The organism is Rhodobacteraceae bacterium M385, assembly GCA_025141835.1.
GTDB lineage: Bacteria > Pseudomonadota > Alphaproteobacteria > Rhodobacterales > Rhodobacteraceae > Gymnodinialimonas.
In genome coordinates this window covers 3038337-3051778 of record CP081102.1, presented here as the reverse complement: position 1 = coordinate 3051778, position 13442 = coordinate 3038337, and the positions used below count along the sequence as shown (strand labels likewise).

The 13442-nt window shown below is 60.7% G+C and carries 14 protein-coding genes and 1 pseudogene; all 15 read left to right on the top strand.

What is annotated here, in order from left to right; translation table 11 throughout:
- The first annotated feature begins 9 nt into the window (after nucleotides 1–9).
- The 15 genes and pseudogenes from K3728_14915 to nuoH all read left to right on the top strand — a co-directional run bounded on the left by K3728_14915 (nucleotide 10) and on the right by nuoH (nucleotide 13441).
- On the top strand, nucleotides 10–627 hold the full coding sequence (locus tag K3728_14915; protein UWQ94968.1) for an NADH-quinone oxidoreductase subunit C: 618 nt from the start codon (nucleotides 10–12) through the stop codon (nucleotides 625–627).
- A gap of 43 nt (nucleotides 628–670) precedes the next feature.
- On the top strand, nucleotides 671–1576 hold the full coding sequence (locus K3728_14910) for a sulfotransferase (protein UWQ94967.1): 906 nt from the start codon (nucleotides 671–673) through the stop codon (nucleotides 1574–1576).
- Entirely contained in the window at nucleotides 1573–2811 is a 1239-nt protein-coding gene (locus K3728_14905) for an NADH-quinone oxidoreductase subunit D (GenBank protein UWQ94966.1), read from the top strand. Before K3728_14910 ends, K3728_14905 begins: the two co-directional genes overlap by 4 nt.
- A gap of 113 nt (nucleotides 2812–2924) precedes the next feature.
- On the top strand, nucleotides 2925–3287 hold the full coding sequence (locus tag K3728_14900; protein UWQ94965.1) for a hypothetical protein: 363 nt from the start codon (nucleotides 2925–2927) through the stop codon (nucleotides 3285–3287).
- Nucleotides 3288–3746: 459 nt separating this feature from the next.
- Nucleotides 3747–4430 carry a hypothetical protein gene (locus tag K3728_14895; protein UWQ94964.1) on the top strand — a complete coding sequence of 228 codons (684 nt, stop codon included), beginning with the start codon at nucleotides 3747–3749 and terminating at the stop codon, nucleotides 4428–4430.
- A 91-nt stretch (nucleotides 4431–4521) separates the two neighbouring features.
- The gene (locus K3728_14890) at nucleotides 4522–5709 is read left to right on the top strand and encodes an NADH-quinone oxidoreductase subunit E (GenBank protein ID UWQ94963.1); all 1188 of its coding nucleotides are present in this window, start codon (nucleotides 4522–4524) and stop codon (nucleotides 5707–5709) included.
- 805 nt (nucleotides 5710–6514) lie between these two features.
- Nucleotides 6515–6817 (top strand): annotated as a pseudogene (locus K3728_14885) (hypothetical protein).
- 98 nt (nucleotides 6818–6915) lie between these two features.
- On the top strand, nucleotides 6916–7161 hold the full coding sequence (locus tag K3728_14880; protein ID UWQ94962.1) for a DUF5337 domain-containing protein: 246 nt from the start codon (nucleotides 6916–6918) through the stop codon (nucleotides 7159–7161).
- Between the two features lie 35 nt (nucleotides 7162–7196).
- Nucleotides 7197–8492 carry an NADH-quinone oxidoreductase subunit NuoF gene (gene nuoF / locus K3728_14875; protein ID UWQ94961.1) on the top strand — a complete coding sequence of 432 codons (1296 nt, stop codon included), beginning with the start codon at nucleotides 7197–7199 and terminating at the stop codon, nucleotides 8490–8492.
- 217 nt (nucleotides 8493–8709) lie between these two features.
- Entirely contained in the window at nucleotides 8710–8967 is a 258-nt protein-coding gene (locus K3728_14870) for a hypothetical protein (GenBank protein UWQ94960.1), read from the top strand.
- Nucleotides 8964–9344 (top strand): hypothetical protein, encoded by a 381-nt coding sequence (locus tag K3728_14865; GenBank protein UWQ94959.1) that lies wholly within the window; start codon nucleotides 8964–8966, stop codon nucleotides 9342–9344. The genes K3728_14870 and K3728_14865 overlap by 4 nt, the downstream gene beginning before the upstream one ends.
- Nucleotides 9345–9449: 105 nt before the next feature.
- Nucleotides 9450–9875: a DUF5333 domain-containing protein gene (locus tag K3728_14860; GenBank protein UWQ94958.1), complete on the top strand. Its 426-nt coding sequence runs from the start codon at nucleotides 9450–9452 to the stop codon at nucleotides 9873–9875.
- Nucleotides 9876–9938: 63 nt separating this feature from the next.
- Nucleotides 9939–11960: an NADH-quinone oxidoreductase subunit NuoG gene (nuoG, locus tag K3728_14855; GenBank protein UWQ94957.1), complete on the top strand. Its 2022-nt coding sequence runs from the start codon at nucleotides 9939–9941 to the stop codon at nucleotides 11958–11960.
- A gap of 4 nt (nucleotides 11961–11964) precedes the next feature.
- A complete protein-coding gene (locus K3728_14850) occupies nucleotides 11965–12390 on the top strand; it encodes a hypothetical protein (protein ID UWQ94956.1) in 426 nt (141 codons plus the stop codon).
- A gap of 10 nt (nucleotides 12391–12400) precedes the next feature.
- Nucleotides 12401–13441: an NADH-quinone oxidoreductase subunit NuoH gene (gene nuoH / locus K3728_14845; GenBank protein UWQ94955.1), complete on the top strand. Its 1041-nt coding sequence runs from the start codon at nucleotides 12401–12403 to the stop codon at nucleotides 13439–13441.
- The last annotated feature ends 1 nt before the right edge of the window (nucleotide 13442 follow it).

Sequence of the window (13442 nt, the reverse complement as noted above, 5' to 3'; positions counted from 1 at the left end):
GGGAAAGACATGACCGCAGCTTTGCAAGAACTGGCAGATTTCCTGACCGAAAAACGCGGCGACGACGTGTTGTCCACGGACATCAACGCCGTGGGCGAGTTGAGCGTGACGGTGGCGCCCGCCAATCTGGTGGATTTCATCGACTTCCTGAAAACGGACCGGACCTGCCGATTCTCGACCCTGATCGACATCACGGGCGTGGATTACCCCAGCCGGGATCGCCGCTTTGACGTGGTTTACCACTTCCTGAGCATGTACCAGAATCACCGCATCCGCCTGAAAGTGGCGATCCGGGAAGAGGACACGCTGCCCTCGATCTCGTCGGTGCATCCAGGTGCGGGTTGGTATGAGCGTGAAGTCTACGACATGTTCGGTATCTTGTTCACCGGCCACGCTGATTTGCGTCGCCTGCTGACGGATTACGGTTTCCGCGGGCACCCTCTGCGCAAGGATTTCCCGACAACGGGCTACACCGAAGTGCGCTACGACGAAGAGCTCAAGCGCGTGGTCTATGAGCCGGTGAGCTTGGTCCAAGAATACCGCCAGTTCGATTTCATGTCCCCGTGGGAAGGCGCGCAATATGTGCTGCCCGGTGACGAGAAAGCGGACGAGAAGGCCGCAGATTAATGACTGACGGTGGCCAGACCCTGGCCACCGCGCCTGCCTGACCATGGCGACGCGCCCGACGTTACTGTTTGGTCTGGGTGCCCAGAAGGCCGGAACGACATGGCTGCACGCCTACTTCCGCCAACACCCTCAAATTCACGTCCCTGCCTGCAAGGAAATGCACTATTTCGATGCGCTTTGGCTGCCGCGCAGTGCCGGGTTCGCTGATCGCAGGCGAGAGCGTTTGCGGGAGCTGGAGGCGCAAGACAGCCCCGATCTTGCGGAATTGCGGGCTTTGGTGCGGATGTATGACGCGCCGGCGGGCGACCACTCGGCCTATCTGGAGGCGCTGACACAAGGGCGCACCGATGAAGCCTGCGTCGCTGATCTGACGCCGTCTTACTGCAACTTGAAAGCGGAACATTTGCAGCGCCTGTTAACGGATTTCGCCCCGGCCAAGCTGCTGTTCGTGATGCGCGACCCGGTGCAACGCATGTGGTCGCAGATCAGGATGCATTGCGAGGCGGGCTCGGCCGAGGCGACACGTGCTGCGGCGGACCGGATGATTGCGCAGATGATCAAAGGGCGGGGTCAGGTGATCTGGCAGCGGAGCGACATGGCCGCGACCCTCAAGCGCTTACGGGCCTTGCCCGCCGAGCAGGTGAAGGTGATGTATTTTGAGACTCTGTTCGAGAAGGCGCAGATAAAAGCGCTTTGCGACTTTATGCAGGTGGACTATGTGGAAGCGCCGTTGGAAAAGCGGGTGCGTGCGGGAAAGACGCTCATGATGACGCAGGCGCAGCATGCGACGCTTCGCTGGTTGAATGGGCCGACATATCGGGCGATACACGGGCTTGAAGGCGCGGCCATTCCCGAGGCTTGGGATATGGACGCGCAAACCGCGATACGGCCGGAGGCTCTGATGGGCTCCGAGATAGACGAACAGAACTTGCAAGGGCGCACGAGATGATGGACGGCGATATCCGCGTGAACACCTACGATGACGGCTCCACCGATTTCGAGACCGGTGAACAGAAGATCAGGAACTTCAACCTGAACTTCGGCCCTCAGCATCCCGCGGCCCACGGCGTGTTGCGTCTGGTGTTGGAACTGGACGGCGAGATTTGCGAACGCTGCGACCCGCATATCGGCCTGCTGCACCGTGGCACCGAAAAGCTGATGGAAAGCCGCACGTACCTGCAAAACCTGCCCTACTTCGACCGGCTCGATTATGTCGGCACGATGAACCAGGAGCACGCTTGGTGCCTGGCGATTGAGCGGATGACAGGCACCGAAGTGCCCCGCCGCGCCCAGTTGATCCGGGTTTTGTACTGCGAAATCGGCCGCATCCTGAACCACCTGCTGAACGTGACGACGCAGGCCTTGGACGTGGGCGCGTTGACACCGCCGCTTTGGGGCTTTGAAGAGCGCGAAAAGCTGATGATTTTCTACGAGCGGGCATCGGGGGCGCGTCTGCACGCGGCCTATTTCCGCCCCGGTGGTGTGCACCAAGACCTGCCACCAGAGCTGATCGAAGACATCGACACCTGGGCCCACGAGTTCCCCAACATGTTGAACGACATCGACGGGCTGCTGTCGGAAAACCGCATTTTCAAGCAGCGTAACGTCGATATCGGCGTTGTGTCCGAGCAAGACATTCAGGACTGGGGTTTCTCGGGCGTGATGGTTCGGGGCTCGGGCTTTGCGTGGGATTTGCGCCGCGCGCAGCCCTATGAGTGCTATGACGAGTTCGATTTCCAGATCCCCGTGGGCAAGAACGGCGACTGCTACGATCGCTACCTGTGCCGCATGGCCGAGATGCGCGAATCGACCAAGATCATCCATCAGGCCTGCGAGAAACTGCGCAACGAGCCCGGAGAGATCATGGCGCGGGGGAAAATGACGCCACCGACACGGGGCGACATGAAAACGTCGATGGAAGCGCTGATTCACCACTTCAAGCTTTATACCGAGGGCTTCCACGTGCCCGAGGGCGAGATTTACGCCAGCGTCGAAGCGCCCAAGGGCGAGTTCGGCGTGTATCTGGTGGCCGACGGCACCAACAAACCCTACCGCGCCAAGCTGCGCGCACCGGGTTTTGCCCATCTGCAAGCGATGGATTACCTGTGCAAGGGCCACCAGCTGGCGGATGTGTCGGCGGTTCTGGGGTCGCTTGATATCGTGTTTGGCGAAGTGGACCGCTAGTCGCTGCACGGCTTTGTGATTTGAAAGGGCAGGGGACCGGAGGGTTGCCTGCCCTTTTGCTATTTTGGGGGCGTGGTAGGGTCAGGACGACCCCAAATGAAGGACGCTTCGCTGTGACTAGATTGACCCAACCCCTCCTCGCTACGCTCCTCGCAGTTGTCCCCTTTGTGGCGACGGCGCAGGCGGTGACGCCGGAAGATCACCCCGGCTTTTTGCTGGCCGAAGCGGTAGCTGCCCAAGGCTGCGTTTTGCATCAGGATGATGTGAACGGGATGCTGGAAGAGCTTGGCCTTGAGAATGCGCAATTCCCTCAGATGGCCGTGCCGCTGATGCGCGACGGGTTTTTGATGCCGAGTGGGCAAGGCACGATGACCTTGGTGAATTGGGGTCTGTGTGTGGAGCCTGAGACGGATGCAGAGGCCAGCATGGAGCCTGCGCAATCGGGCGATGAGACCACGCCCTCAGCGACAGAGTAACTTACGGATTCCCTCCGTTGTCGCCCGCCGCCTCTCCGGACAGATTGGTGTCACGAATACGTGAGCCTGAGTGACTGACCAAGACGCCTCTATCCTCGCTGCACCTCGCGCGTCGAGACACGTCTTAGCCAGAAAACGCGCCGCAGCGGCGCGGCTTGCACCAGTTAGCCCGGCGGAAAGAAGGGGTCCGGCCCGGGCGAGGGCGTTTTTCTTGCATTAAACCCAAGAAAGACGCCCTACTTCTTTCAGAACCCTGTTTCGTTGGTTTCGACCAGATAAATGCCACTACAGGAGACCCTCCCGATGAAAGCAATTCTCAGCGCCGGTCTGATTGGGGTCGCATCGTTTTGGGCCGCGCCTACCCTTGCGCAATCGGCGGAAGCGTTGGCCATGATGGATGCCATTGCGGACCTGGGGTGTGCTGTAAATTAGGGCAACCAAGAGGCGTTTCTGGCGGCAATGGGCCAAAGCTCTGCGGCGTTGGAAACAGCGGGTAACGAGTTGATAAATGCGGGAATCCTGCAACTCCAAGGCGGCGAATTGGTGATGGTTGGCGGGGCCTGTGCCGGGGCAACGGAAACGGTAACGCCAGCGCCGGAAAGCTTGGTGGCAACAATGCGCGCCATTCGTGACAACGGTTGCGTCGTGACCGAAGCTGGGGCGGATGCGCTGTTCCTGTCCCTTGGTCCCAGAGAAGAAGTCATGGGGCAATTGCAGGACTTGGACACGGTGAACCTGATCCACATGAGCCGGTCTTTCTCCGGCGCTGTGATGGCGGACCGAGTTTGCGACGCCGATGATACGGTGCTTGAGAGCTTCGCCGCACAGGTCGAGGAAATGCTGACATTGCCCGAGAACAACCAGCTTAGCTTCACCGCCAGCCGCCGGGGCGCAAGGACTATGTTCGTGGAATGGATCGTGTCACAGGGCTGCCGAACGCCACAAGCCGGAGCCATGGCCGGAATGGGGGCATTCGGATTCGAAAACACGCTGGCGTCGGTTGTGGTGCCGCTGCTGGACGGTGGCATGGTAGAAAGCGGAGAGGCCTATTTGTCCGTGCCAGAGCCCCTTTGCGCCGCAACTTTTGCTGAACGCCGCGCCCAGATTGAAGCTCTTCCCCCCGGAGATGCGCAATTTGAGTGAAGGAACCGCCCCTGCGGCCCTCCCGCGCATGGACAACCGGGCCGGATTGCGCGAAACCCTGCACAACAGATGAACGCCAGGGACGATACCGATGCTCCGACGCCTCCACCCCGAGCAGCCTTCAAGCTTTGCCTTCACGCCTGACAATCAGGTGTGGGCTGAGGCTCAGATCACGAAATACCCCGAGGGGCGCGCGGCTTCCGCGATCATTCCCCTGTTGTGGCGCGCTCAAGAGCAAGAGGGATGGTTGACCCGCCCCGCGATTGAGCACGTGGCCGATATGCTGGGTTTGGCGTATATTCGTGCGTTGGAAGTGGCGACCTTCTACTTCATGTTCCAACTGGCCCCCGTGGGCTCGGTCGCGCATATCCAGATTTGCGGCACCTTGTCGTGCATGATCTGCGGCGCGGAAGATTTGGTTGCCGTGGCGAAAGAGAAAATCGCCCCCAAGGCGCATCAGATCAGTGCGGATGGCAAGTTCAGCTGGGAAGAAGTCGAATGCTTGGGCGCGTGCTCTAACGCGCCGATGGCCCAGATCGGCAAAGATTATTATGAAGACCTGACGGCGGAAAGTTTCGCCGGCATCATCGACGCCATGGCGCGCGGTGACGTGCCGACGCCGGGGCCGCAAAACGGGCGCTATGCCTCGGAACCTGCGGGCGGTCTGACATCGCTTACCGAATATGAAGCAGGCCGGGACGAGCTGAACATCTCTGCCCGGATGGCTGTGGATATTGGCGATACGATCAAGCGGATCGACGGCACCGAAGTGCCGATGCTGGCCCCTTGGGGGCGGCAGTCCGGTGAGGGCCTTCCGGCTGAGCCTGAGCGGCCCAAGCCGGCGAACCGGGCCAAGGGCAAACCAGCCGACGCGACCGGGATCACCAAGGCCGAAGCGCCTGCGAAATCCAAGGCGAAGCCTGCCTCCAAGGACGAACCTGCCAAGAAGGCTGAGCCTAAGTCCAAAGCCAAAGCGGCCTCCAAACCAAAGGCGACACCTGCGGCACCAGCGGCAGCGCCCGCCGCTGCGGTAGAAGAGCAAACACCCGAGCTGCTGACAGCCGCCCGCGAGGGGGGCGCCGATGACCTGAAGCGGATTTCCGGCGTGGGACCGAAGCTGGAGGGCGTGTTGAACGACCTTGGTTTCTACCACTTCGACCAAATCGCTGCCTGGGGCCCGGCAGAGGTCGCATGGGTCGATGCCCGCCTTAAGTTTAAAGGCCGGATCGAGCGGGACGATTGGATCAGCCAAGCCGCTGCTTTCGCTGCTGAGGGGTAATCCCCCTTGCGGCTGTGAACTTCCCGAGGGGGATTACCCCTTGGGAGATGCTTCGAATCGAGTGCGAAGCCCACGAAGTGTGACCCCATTTGCACAGGTCAAATGCCCCCTGCGGCATCATGTCAACTCGGTGGAAGACACCGGGGGTTTGGTGCGTTAAGACTATGCGCAACACACAACAAATGACGAACTTGGGGGTTCAAACATGAATAATTCCGCTGGAGCCGAGTGCCGTAAATGGACATGGGGCATCGCCATCGTGACGGGCATTGTCCTGTGGCTGGTGCTGTGGGGATTGGGCGACTGGTCGTTCATCTCGGGCTTATTGTTGGGCGCCTTGTGTGCGGTGATATTGGGCGCGTTGCTGACGTGGATGATGTGCCGTGACCAGGTGGGGGCGGGCCAGGGCTCCGCGGCTGCCACATCTTCCGCTGCATCCACGCCTGCTGCCGCGCCTGCGCCTGCTGCAACGATTGAACCAGCCGCTGCGTCCGAAGAAACGCACCCGGTTGTGGAAGAAGTAGCGGCTGCTGCCGAAGAGGCAGAGGAAACCGCTTTGCGCGCGTCTGAGGATGCTGCCGCTGCCGAAGCGGAACTGGCCCATGCAGAACAGGTCGAGCTGGACCGCGCCGCCGATGCAGCCACTGAGCAGACGGAAGAAGCAGTGGGCGAAGCCGAGCGCGCGGCTGAAGCCGCGGCGGTTGCACAAGCAGAGGCCGACGCCGCCGCGCGCGTGGAAGCGCAAGCTGCCGCAGAGGCGAATGCCGCCAGCGCGGCCGCAGAAACAATCGCGGCGGCTCCGCCCCCCGCAGAGATGGAAGGCACTCGCCCCGCCGCGCTCGACGGTCCACGGGGCGGCATGGCCGACGACCTGAAGCGGATCAAGGGCGTTGGCCCGAAAATGGAGCAGATGTGCAACGCGCTCGGCTTCTACCACTTCGACCAAATCGCCGCTTGGACACCGGAAGAAGTGCGGTGGGTGGATCAGAACCTGAAGGGCTTCAAAGGCCGGGTGACACGGGACACTTGGGTTGAACAGGCTCAACTTCTGGCCTCCGGCGGTGAGACCGAGTTCTCCAAGAAGGTCGATGACGGTAACGTCTACTGATCTGACCGCGCCGCCTTCGGGCACAATATAGGTTGGGATGTGCGGCCAAGTCGCGCATCCTTTTTCATGACACCACAGCCGCCACGGGCCACCTAAACATGCCAAACGCCCCAAAAATCTCGGAAGCAGAGCGCCGCAGGGTCCGCCAAATCAGGCGTGCGGCGGCCGTGATGGCGATCACGATGGTGGTGTGGATGGGCGCTCAATTCATCGGGGGCCAGCAAGGTTGGCAACCGCGCTTCGCGTTTCTCTTCGACCTTGCGGCGTTTGCGGCACTGGTGTGGGCGCTCGTGGTGACGTATTGGGTGTGGAAAGAGCGAAAGCGCGACCCGGATCACCGCTAAGATCTATCGCGCGCACCGACCAAGGACTTGAGCACATGTTGCAAGATAAAGACCGGATCTTCACCAATATCTACGGCATGCACGACCGGACGCTTGCGGGCGCCAAGGCGCGCGGCCATTGGGATGGCACCAAGGATTTGATCGGCTTGGGCCGTGACAAGATTGTCGAGATCATGAAAGCCTCGGGCCTGCGCGGACGTGGTGGTGCGGGTTTCCCGACCGGTCTCAAGTGGTCGTTCATGCCCAAAGAATCGGACGGTCGCCCGGCTTATCTGGTCGTAAACGCGGACGAATCTGAGCCCGGCACCTGCAAAGACCGCGAGATCATGCGCAATGATCCCCATACGCTGATTGAAGGCTGCCTGATCGCGTCGTTCGCGATGAACGCAAACGCCTGCTACATCTACATCCGCGGTGAATACATCCGCGAGCGTGAAGCGCTGCAAGCCGCGATCGACGCGGCCTATGACGATGGGCTTCTGGGCAAGAACGCCGCCGACAGCGGGTGGGACTTCGACCTTTACCTCGCCCACGGCGCGGGCGCCTACATCTGCGGTGAAGAAACCGCGCTGCTCGAATCGCTGGAGGGTCGCAAGGGCATGCCCCGCATGAAACCGCCGTTCCCGGCGGGCGCGGGCCTTTATGGCTGCCCCACCACGGTCAACAACGTCGAATCAATCGCCGTTGTGCCCACGATCCTGCGCCGTGGCGCTGAGTGGTTCGCCGGTTTCGGTCGCCCCAACAATGCGGGCACCAAGCTGTTCGCGATTTCGGGCCACGTGAACCAGCCCTGCGTCGTCGAAGAAGCGATGAGCATCACCTTCGAAGAACTGATCGACAAGCACTGCGGCGGTATTCGCGGCGGGTGGGACAACCTCAAGGCGGTTATCCCCGGCGGCTCGTCCGTTCCTTGCGTGCGCGGAGAGCATATGCGCGAGGCGATCATGGACTTCGATTACCTGCGCAATGATTTGCAGTCCGGTCTGGGTACGGCGGCGGTCATCGTGATGGATAATTCTACCGACATGATCAAAGCGATCTGGCGCTTGGCCGCGTTTTACAAGCACGAAAGCTGCGGCCAGTGTACGCCGTGCCGCGAAGGCACGGGCTGGATGATGCGCGTGATGGAACGTCTGGTGAAGGGCGAGGCGCGGGTCGAGGAAATCGACATGCTGTTCGACGTCACCAAGCAAGTCGAAGGCCACACGATCTGCGCCCTCGGCGATGCGGCGGCCTGGCCGATCCAAGGTCTGATTCGCAACTTCCGTGACGAGATCGAAGACCGCATCCGTGTGAAACGGAATGGCGCGGTGGAAATCGCTGCCGAATAATCGCGGCGATTTAGGCTAAACTTGCCAAACATGGCCCAAGGGGGCGCGCGAATGGGGATAGCTCCCGTCGCGCGGCCTGTGGCGCGGCGGACTCACCAATGGGCAACAACGCCGCTGCCCTTCTTGCTGAAAACCCCAGTTTTTCTTACTCTGCCCACAAAATGATCAACCGCGCATTGTGTGACGGATTGGCGTGGTAAGGGCAAAGGGCGGCACTATGGTGCGTGTTTACTGGTATTCTCTGGCGTTGATTTATTTGGCTTGCGCGGTGCTTGGCGCGACGTTGGGCTACGGGCAATGGGGTGTCGGCGGCGCCATTTTGGGCGCGGTCATGGGCGGCATGGTCGCTTCGGGGGTGGCGATCATCCTGAATACACCGGAACGGATGGAGTCGGCGATCTACATCGTATTGGCGCTGCTGTTCATGACGTTGCTGGTTTGGCTGATCGTGACGTTTTGGGGCGTTCGGATATGAAAGCCCATTGGGCGGCGCCGCTGTTACTGGCTGCCTGCGTTACACCTCAGGTCTATGTGACCTCCATCGGGCCGCTTCGCGTCGTGCCTGAACCGGACGTGACGATTTTTAATCCTGTGGCATTGCCTGACGGCAGCGTAATCGAACCAACCCCGATTCAAGGCGGTCTTGCAGTGCGCACGATCAATGGCCGCGCCGTGCCGTTTGAGGCCCGGGATGCCGCGTTAGAAGCGCTGGAGGCCCATTGCCGGGATTTGCCGGTGCCTCAGGTGCCGTTGTTTTTCGGCTGGAGAGAGGCCGCAGACGAAGGGGTTTGGTCCGCGGCTGGTTGCGACATGCCTGCCCAGAATATTTCCGCCTATTCCGGGGCGGAATGACGCCGAAAGCGCGGATAACTCCTTTGTGACATTGAATAACCGTCACCAAAGCGCCCATGTATGCAGCCGGGAAACGGACTTACCTTTTATGGGACGACGACAAAAATGATTACCCCCTTCCGTATTGTGGCCACCGCAGGCGTGGTGCTTGCCTTGGGCCTGTTCACAACCATGAGCCACGCACAAAGTGAAAACTGGCAAGTGCTACGCGATGACCCTGAAATTCACGAAGGCCTGACGGTGATTGCCGTGGGGCGGCAGATGCAGAATGTCTGCGATGATATCAGCCCCCGGATGATGCGCGCCCTCGGTTTTGCCGAGAATTTGGGCGACCGGGCCTTGGAACTGGGCCTGACCCGGCGCGAGGTCTATGCCTTCATCGAGAATCGGGAAGAACAGCAACGCTATGATAGGGTTATGCAGGCCTGGTTTGCCGAGCGGGGCGTGGCCCATGACGATGCCGAAGGCGTCTGCCGGCTAGGCCGCGACGAAATTACCACCGGCTCTCAGATTGGCAGATTGCTCCGGTAGGGGTAGAAGCGGGTCAAACGACTGCTTGCGCGTGTCCGCGCGAGCCAAAAAAGGGACCGACCCATGAGTGATCTGCGCACGATTATCATCGACGATACAGAGGTAGAGGTTGATCCCGCCATGACCTTGATCCAGGCCTGCGAGCAGGCCGGGGTTGAGATCCCTCGGTTCTGTTATCACGAGCGTCTGACGATCGCGGGCAACTGCCGGATGTGTCTGGTGGAAGTCGTGGGCGGCCCGCCCAAACCCGCCGCGTCCTGCGCGATGCAGGTGAAGGATTTGCGCCCCGGTCCCGAGGGCGCGCCACCGGTCGTGAAAACCAATTCGCCCATGGTAAAAAAGGCCCGCGAGGGCGTGATGGAGTTCCTTCTTATCAACCACCCGTTGGATTGCCCGATCTGTGATCAGGGCGGCGAGTGTGATTTGCAGGACCAGGCCATGGCCTACGGCGTGGACTTTTCGCGCTTCCGCGAACCCAAGCGTGCCGTGGATAATTTGGAATTGGGCCCCCTTGTCGGCACCGCCATGACCCGCTGCATTTCCTGCACGCGCTGTGTGCGTTTCATCAGCGAAGTCGCGGGCATGCCCGAGATGGGCCAGACAGGCCGCGGCGAGGATGCAGAGATCACCAGCTATCTTGGCGCGACGCTCGAATCAGAGATGCAGGGCAATATCGTTGATCTGTGCCCCGTGGGCGCGCTGACCTCCAAACCCTACAGCTTCACGGCTCGCCCGTGGGAGCTGACCAAGACCGAGTCGATTGACGTGATGGATGCGCTCGGCTCCAACATCCGCGTGGATACTAAAGGCCGCGAAGTGATGCGTATTCTGCCACGCAACCATGACGGCGTGAACGAAGAATGGCTGAGCGATAAGTCCCGCTACGTTTGGGACGGGTTGAAGCGCCAGCGTTTGGACCAACCCTACATCCGCGAAAACGGCAAACTACGCCCTGCCACATGGGGTGAGGCGATGGGCCTTGCGGCTGAAAAGATCAAAGGCGCCACGAAAGTGGCCGGTCTGGTGGGCGATCTGGCCTCGACCGAGGCGACATTCGCGCTGAAATCTCTGGTCGAGGGGCAAGGCGGCAACGTTGAGTGCCGGACCGATGGGGCGAAACTGCCCGCCGGTAACCGCGCCGCTTACGTGGGCACTGCAAGCGTCGAAGATATCGACGACGCGCAGGCGATCATGTTGGTCGGCACGAACCCCCGCGCCGAAGCACCGGTGTTGAACGCCCGCATCCGCAAAGCTTGGACGAAGGGTGCCGTCGTGGGCCTGATCGGCGAAGCGGTTGATTTGACGTACGAATATTTCCACCTCGGCACGGACCGTAAGGCGCTGGCGGACCAGTTGGGTGTCGATCACCCCTCGGTCAACGGCAAGGCGAGCCTTGTGATTGTCGGCCAAGGCGCATTGACGGGCGAGGACGGCGAAGCGGTTCTGGCCCATGTGCAGAAGTTCTGTGAGGAAACGGACTCCAAGTTGCTGGTGCTACACACCGCTGCCGCACGGGTCGGCGCGATGGACTTGGGCGCAGTGACCGAAGGCGGCGTGGATGCGGCGTTGGATGGGGCTGATGTGGTCTACAACCTTGGCGCGGATGAAATGGCTGTGCCTGCCGGGCCCTTCGTGATCTATCAAGGCTCCCACGGGGATCGCGGCGCGCACCGCGCCGACGTGATTCTGCCCGGTGCAGCCTACACGGAAGAAACCGGTATCTTCGTGAACACCGAAGGGCGGGCGCAATTGGCGCAACGCGCAGGCTTCCCCCCCGGCGACGCGCGGGAGAACTGGGCGATTCTACGGGCGCTGTCCGCAGAAGTTGGTGCCGTGCTTCCCTTTGATTCGATTGCCGCTTTGCGCCAGTTGATGTCGGCGGATGCCGCGCATCTGAAATTGATCGACGAGGTGATCGAGAACGAAGGCGAGGCTTTGGCCTTGGCCGATATGGGGCAGGGGGGCTTTACCTCGGCCGTGGCAGATCACTATCTGACCAACCCAATCGCTCGGGCCTCGACCTTGATGGCGGAGCTGGCCGCGGCGGCGAAAGCGCGTCGCCAAGAACCAATCGCGGCGGAATAAGGGAATGGGCGTCGCGTTGCGACACTCAAACGGCTTATCCACCCTGATGGGTGTCTGCGCCGCTGTCGTTGTGGCGGGCTGCGCGCCCGCCGCAGACGGCCCGACGCTGAACGAGGCGCCGCCCGCGACTTATGATGGGGTAGAGACCCGTCTATTGGATGAAGATCTGGTTAATTTCCGGGCACAGATGACGGGTGTGGCCACACGCGCCGATCTTGACGCCTATGCCCGGTGTGCGGCAGCACAATATACACTGATCCGAGGATATTCTTTTGCGCGACATGTGCGCACAAGTATTACGGAAGAGGGTGGCGTTTGGGCGGCAGATGCGGTTTACACCATCTCGCCGGACCTGCCACGAGGGTTACAAACCCTGGAAGCAGAAATAGTTGCGGCCGATTGCGCAGAGCAAGGGATACCGACGGTTTAAGGGACGCCCCATGGTAGAGTTTTTCACCGAGACAACATTGGGCATGGGCCTGTTGATCCTGTTGCAGTGTTTGCTGCTGGTTGTGCCACTTCTGGTCGCTTTGGCGTTCCTGATGTATGCCGACCGTAAGATCTGGGCCGCTGTCATGATGCGGAAGGGGCCCAACGTCGTTGGCGTCTTTGGCCTGCTGCAAAGTTTTGCAGACTTCCTGAAGTATATCGTCAAGGAAATCGTCGTGCCTGCGGGTGCGGACCGGGCGGTCTATTTCCTTGCGCCGATTGTCAGCCTTGTGATGGCGTTGATCGCTTGGGCGGTTATCCCGTTCAACGACGGTTGGGTGCTGTCGAGCCTGAACGTCGCCGTTCTTTACGTCTTCGCGGTTTCCTCTTTGGAAGTGTACGGCGTGATCATGGGCGGTTGGGCGTCCAACTCCAAATACCCGTTTCTGGGCTCGCTGCGGTCTGCGGCGCAGATGATTTCTTACGAAGTGTCCATCGGGTTGATTATCATCGGTGTGATTATCTCCACCGGGTCGATGAACTTCACCGCGATTGTCGAAGCGCAGGACGGCAGCTTTGGCCTGCTGAACTGGTACTTCCTGCCGCACTTCCCGATGCTGTTCCTGTTCTTCATCTCGGCCTTGGCGGAAACCAACCGCCCACCGTTCGACCTGCCCGAAGCAGAAGCCGAATTGGTTGCCGGGTATCAGGTGGAATATTCCTCCACCCCGTTCCTGCTGTTCATGATCGGCGAACTTGTCGCTGTCGTTCTGATGTGCGCGCTGACCACGCTGTTGTTCTTCGGCGGCTGGCTGTCGCCCATCCCCGGCCTGCCCGACGGCGTGCTATGGATGATCCTGAAGATGCTGGCCGTGTTCTTCATGTTCTCGATGGTGAAGGCGATTGTCCCGCGCTACCGCTACGATCAGCTGATGCGTCTGGGGTGGAAAGTGTTCCTGCCGTTCAGCCTGTTCTGGGTTGTGTTTGTGGCCTTCATGGCCCGTTACGAAGTGCTTGGCGGCTTCTGGGCCCGCTTCGCTGTTGGAGGTTAAT